The organism is Microcystis sp. M165S2, from assembly GCF_020245885.1.
Taxonomy (GTDB): Bacteria; Cyanobacteriota; Cyanobacteriia; order Cyanobacteriales; family Microcystaceae; genus Microcystis.
This window is the reverse complement of record NZ_JADBTZ010000159.1, coordinates 1-4,941: the sequence shown is the minus strand read 5'-3', so window position 1 is coordinate 4,941 and position 4,941 is coordinate 1. Positions and strand designations below refer to the sequence as shown.

4 protein-coding genes and 1 tRNA gene are annotated in these 4,941 nt (G+C 44.1%); 3 read left to right on the top strand and 2 right to left on the bottom strand.

The genetic code is table 11. The annotated features are described in order from the left end of the window. Positions 1–288: 288 nt before the first annotated feature. A complete protein-coding gene (gene rlmN, locus IM479_RS08350) occupies positions 289–1,302 on the bottom strand; it encodes a dual-specificity RNA methyltransferase RlmN (protein ID WP_287687343.1) in 1,014 nt (337 codons plus the stop codon). 449 nt (positions 1,303–1,751) lie between these two features. Between rlmN and rimK the strand changes: the two genes are divergently transcribed. Further along, a complete protein-coding gene (gene rimK, locus IM479_RS08345; protein WP_287687341.1) occupies positions 1,752–2,657 on the top strand; it encodes a 30S ribosomal protein S6--L-glutamate ligase in 906 nt (301 codons plus the stop codon). A 140-nt stretch (positions 2,658–2,797) separates the two neighbouring features. Here the strand turns inward: rimK and IM479_RS08340 are convergent, their stop codons facing one another. Continuing rightward, complete coding sequence (locus IM479_RS08340; protein WP_287687339.1) at positions 2,798–3,853, bottom strand: ABC transporter ATP-binding protein; 1,056 nt, start codon at positions 3,851–3,853, stop codon at positions 2,798–2,800. A 123-nt stretch (positions 3,854–3,976) separates the two neighbouring features. Between IM479_RS08340 and IM479_RS08335 the strand changes: the two genes are divergently transcribed. Further along, on the top strand, positions 3,977–4,657 hold the full coding sequence (locus IM479_RS08335; protein ID WP_287687337.1) for a nucleoside phosphorylase-I family protein: 681 nt from the start codon (positions 3,977–3,979) through the stop codon (positions 4,655–4,657). 54 nt (positions 4,658–4,711) lie between these two features. Then, positions 4,712–4,793: transfer RNA gene (locus IM479_RS08330), tRNA-Leu, on the top strand. Positions 4,794–4,941 lie beyond the last annotated feature (148 nt).

The following is a 4,941-nucleotide window of genomic DNA, read 5'->3' as shown; positions in this document are numbered from 1 at the left end:
ACCACATTTAGGACAACGAAATATTGAAGCTGGTGAATCTTTTGTTAGAAGATTATGTTCTAAATCTTCATCGCCATCCAACCAAAATTTAATAATCCCAGAGAAGATTTTGATAAAAACAGCAATCATAAAAAGCAAATTCTTGAATCATAAAAAGTAAATTCTTGACATTTATCAGGTAATTATTTTTATTAGTCAATATTCTACACAACTCAGGCTAGATAAGCAAGGTAGCTCACCACTACTATCGGATCACTACCCCCTAGTTAATGGCCGATTTACGGCCGTTTATTGTACCATGACGCTCGCTCGCAATTGTCCACAGGCCGCATCGGCCGCTAAACCTCTGGAATAACGGACAGTAACGGCGACTTTTTCCTGTTCTAAAATAGTTTTAAAAGCTCTGATTCTTTTTTCATCAGGCCGTTGATAATCCACCTCTTGAATGGGATTATAAGGAATAAGATTGACGTGGGATTGAAAACCTTTCACCAGTTTGACTAATTCCCTTGCGTGTTCGGGTAAATCATTCACTCCCGCTAAAAGAATGTATTCAAATGTCACCCTTCGTCCCGTGATTTGAACGTATTCCTGACAGTCTTGGATCAGATTACTTAGGGTATAATGATCGGCACTGGGGATTAATTTGGAGCGAACTTGTTGATTAGAAGCATGGAGACTAACAGCAAAAGTTACTTGTAAATTATGGGCCGCTAGTTGCTTGATTTTATGGGGTAATCCCACGGTAGAAATCGTTAAACAACGCTGACCGATACCCACATCTTTATTAAGGGAATGAATCGCTGTCACTACTTCGGGGATATTTAATAAAGGTTCCCCCATCCCCATAAACACCACATGACTAACTCGCTGCTGAAAATCCTCCTGTACTGTTAACACTTGGTCAACGATTTCATAAGCTTTTAAATTACGAGTAAAACCCCCTTTTCCCGTGGCACAAAAATCACAGGCCATCGGGCAACCCACTTGCGAAGAAACACAGACTGTCAATCTTTTTTCACTAGGAATTCCCACCGCTTCGATAATTAAACCATCCGCCAGTTTTAGCAGATATTTACGAGTGCGATCGGGTGCTACACTGCGATAATGTATAAGGGAACGACCAATAGGATAGTCTGCCATCTTGCTGCGCCATTCTTGGGGAAATACGGAAATATCCGCCAAAGAATGCACCCCTTTTTCATATAGCCATTGGTGTAATTGTTTACCCCGATAAGCGGGTTGTCCCTGGTCTTTTACCCAGTCGGTCAGTTCCTCTAAAGATTTCGCTAGTAAAGTCATGGTTTTCTTCATCGATCACCTTATCATTCTAACCGATCGATCATCCCTAGGAGCAAAACCGTAACAAAATTGTATTTATTAATTGACATCTTTTCCCTTTACTCCTTCTCTAGTCTTTGTTAGTCAATTAAATCCTTAAAACTATAACTTAAACTTAGCCTGACGACAAAAACCAATCTAGTCTTAAGTAGTCGTGCAAAATTAATTTCCTAGTGAAGATAGGCAAGAGGCAAGAGGTGGTTAGATATGTGTAATTAATTTTGCTTAGGTTCTTAAGCTTGACTTTTTTACTTTTCATTTAACCCAACTGTTCAAAGGGAACTGTCAGCGCCATAATAATCGATGGACTTCGATCGAGAGGAGAAATTTTATGAGTTGCCGGCCAAAAAAGCCAATATGGGGGAATAACGAGCTATTCAGTTTTAAAAGCAATATTTAAGCGAAAATTTATGAAAATCGCTATTTTATCGCAAGACGCTTCTCTTTACTCGACCAAGCGACTGAAAGAAGCGGGAGAGTTCCAAGGTCATGAGGTACGAGTGATCAATTATTTGCGCTGTTACATGAACATCACCTCCCATAAACCCACGGTTGTCTATAACGGTAAACCCTTGGAGAGTTTCGACGCGATTATCCCCCGCATTGCTGCCTCGAAAACCTTCTATGGAACCGCAGTCGTCCGACAATTCGAGGTGATGAATGTTTTTACTACCAACGACTCGCAAGCAATTTCTCGGTCGCGGGATAAATTGCGTTGTCTGCAAATCCTCGCTCGGGAAGGGATAGGCCTACCGGTGACGGGAATTGCTCACGCAACCCAAGATATCGATGGTTTAATCGAAACCGTCGGCGGCACCCCTCTAGTGATTAAATTATTAGAGGGAACCCAAGGTATTGGGGTAGTCTTAGCGGAAACCGACCAAGCAGCCAAGTCAGTTATTGAAGCTTTTCGGCAATTAGAGGCTAATATTCTAGTACAAGAGTATATTAAAGAGGCCAGTGGGGCAGATCTGCGCTGTTTTGTCATCGATGGAAAAGTGGTAGCCTCGATGAAGCGACAGGGGGCCGAGGGGGATTTTCGTTCTAATCTTCACCGCGGAGGTAAGGCAGAAAAGGTAAAATTAACGCCAGAGGAACGCAGTACGGCTATACGGGCCACTAAAGCCATGGGTTTACGGGTTGCGGGTGTGGACTTATTACGGTCCAATCACGGGCCTGTGGTTATCGAGGTGAATTCCTCTCCCGGTTTGGAAGGAATAGAAGCGGCCACCGGTGTTGATGTGGCTAAAAAAATTATTGATTTTGTCGCTAAAAATGCCACCCTAGTCCTAAATAGCGATCGATATCAATATTAGCTGGAGAGACCGATCAGGATTCAGGAGTCAGTCCCGATGAAAAAATTTTCACCACCAGAGATGAAAGAGGTTTCCTTCCCTACACCCCACACCCCACACCCCACACCCCACACCCCTTAAACAGGATTTAGTATCAGTTATCAGTCGGCAAATACACGGACGCTATCGGGAATAATCGATAGTTTTACCTTTGTACCGATGTCTAATTGGGTGTTAATCGTTGTTCTAGCGTGGATTTGGCTGCCGGTGGCCGTTAGCAGACAATAACGGTATTCCCGTCCTAAAAATTGGCGATCGCAAATAACCAGATCTCCCGTCTCATCCGGTTTAATTTTGACATCTTCCTCTCTGAGCATCAATTCCCCTTTGTCCAAATCTTGACCATCGGGAATTTCCCAGACTCCTATCTCGGTTTGCCATTGTTCCCCCTCCCGTCTAGCGGGGAGAAAATTCGCTTGGGTGACAAACTCGGCCACAAATCGCGAGGCCGGATGACTATAAATTGCTTCGGGATTGTTAATTTGTTCTAATTTTCCTTGACAAATGACGGCAATTGTGTCACTGATCACCATTGCTTCCTCCCGGTCGTGGGTGACAAAAATGGCCGAGATACCAGTCGCTTTCAGGATATGACGGATCTCGTGCCGTAACCGTTGCCGTACCTGCACATCGAGATTACTTAAAGGTTCATCTAAGAGGATTAAAGAGGGTTTTGGGGCTAAAGCGCGGGCGAGGGCGACTCTTTGCTGTTGTCCTCCCGATAGCTGATGGGGATAACGTTTTTCTAGTCCTTGCAGTCCGACTAAATCCAAAGTTTCCGCCACCCTAGCGTTAATAGCTTTGGTCGATAATTTCTCCCCAGAATTTTTTAACCCGAAGGCGATATTGTCAGCGATAGTTAAATGGGGAAAAAGAGCGTAATCCTGAAAAACCATGCCCGTATTGCGTTTTTCCGGGGGAATAAAGGTTTTTTCGTCGGCAACTATTCGCCCTCCCAATTCAATCACTCCTTGAGATGGTTTTTCAAATCCCGCAATCATCCGGAGTAGAGTGGTTTTACCGCAGCCCGACGGGCCCAATAATCCGAGAATTTCGCCCTCTGTTAAACTAAAACTGATATTATCGACAGCTAGATTAGTAGAAGCGGGAAAACGCTTGTTAACCTCGGATAAACGCAGAATGACAGACTTTTTCATGGTGGGAAAGACAATCGCCCAGTCGGTGGCAGGGCCATTTACTTAAGAATTATTCCTAATTAGTTCACTATTATTGTTTATAACATCTCAATGGACTAATTAGGAAACTTTCTCAAAAATTTCATGCTCACACCTGAAGATATTATTCTCGTTCCCCGGGGGGCCGAGCATAGCTCAATCCGTCGAGGATTAAGAAACATCGGCGATTTAGCCCCGCAAATTATCCCGATTAACCTTGGCGCTCCAGAATTCCTCGACAGTTCCCCAGTCTCTAAGCTATCTCTAGAATTTCTTAATAAGCTCAAAGGAAAAATTGTGCTGATGGGATTAGCGGGCAGTCTCAGCGATCGCTATCGAGTCGGAGATGGGGTAATCTATCAAGGTTGTGGCCTAGAAAAGGGGAATTATTGGCAGTGCGAACCAGAAATAACCGCAGAAATCTCCCAATTAACCGGATATAGCCTTGTTAAAGGGTTAACCAGCGATCGCCTGATTAGCCAGTCCGAGGAAAAACGACGTTTAGGACAGGGGGGCTATGAGGTGGTCGATATGGAAGGAGCAAGGATTTTAGAGGCTTTATCGGGGCAAAAAGTGGCAATTGTGCGCGTGATTAGCGACGAGGTGACGCAGGATTTACCCGATTTAGCCCCGGCAATTGATAATCAAGGTCAGCTGCTACCATTGCCCCTAGCTCGACAAATGTTAATCCGTCCTGTCCCGGCCTTCCATTTGATTCAAGGTTCCCTAAAAGGTTTATCCGTACTAACTCAGGTGGTGCGAAAGTTGTGCGGCAGTAATTTTTAAAAGTTGCTTGCAGATTATTTTTTTTCTGTGCTATAGTGGTTAAGCTAAAATCAAGCGGATGTGGTGGAACTGGTAGACACGCACGTTTGAGGGGCGTGTGGCTTACGCCTTGCGAGTTCGAGTCTCGCCATCCGCATAAACTTTTATCGAAAATTTGGGTTAAAACCCCGTCCTTTTAGGACGGCTTTAAGCTACAATGGAAAAAGCGATAACCAAGCTAAAAACTGAACCTTGACCACAGATAGTAGGGGGTTTCGTTCAGAAAAGACTTCAAATTCGGCCTT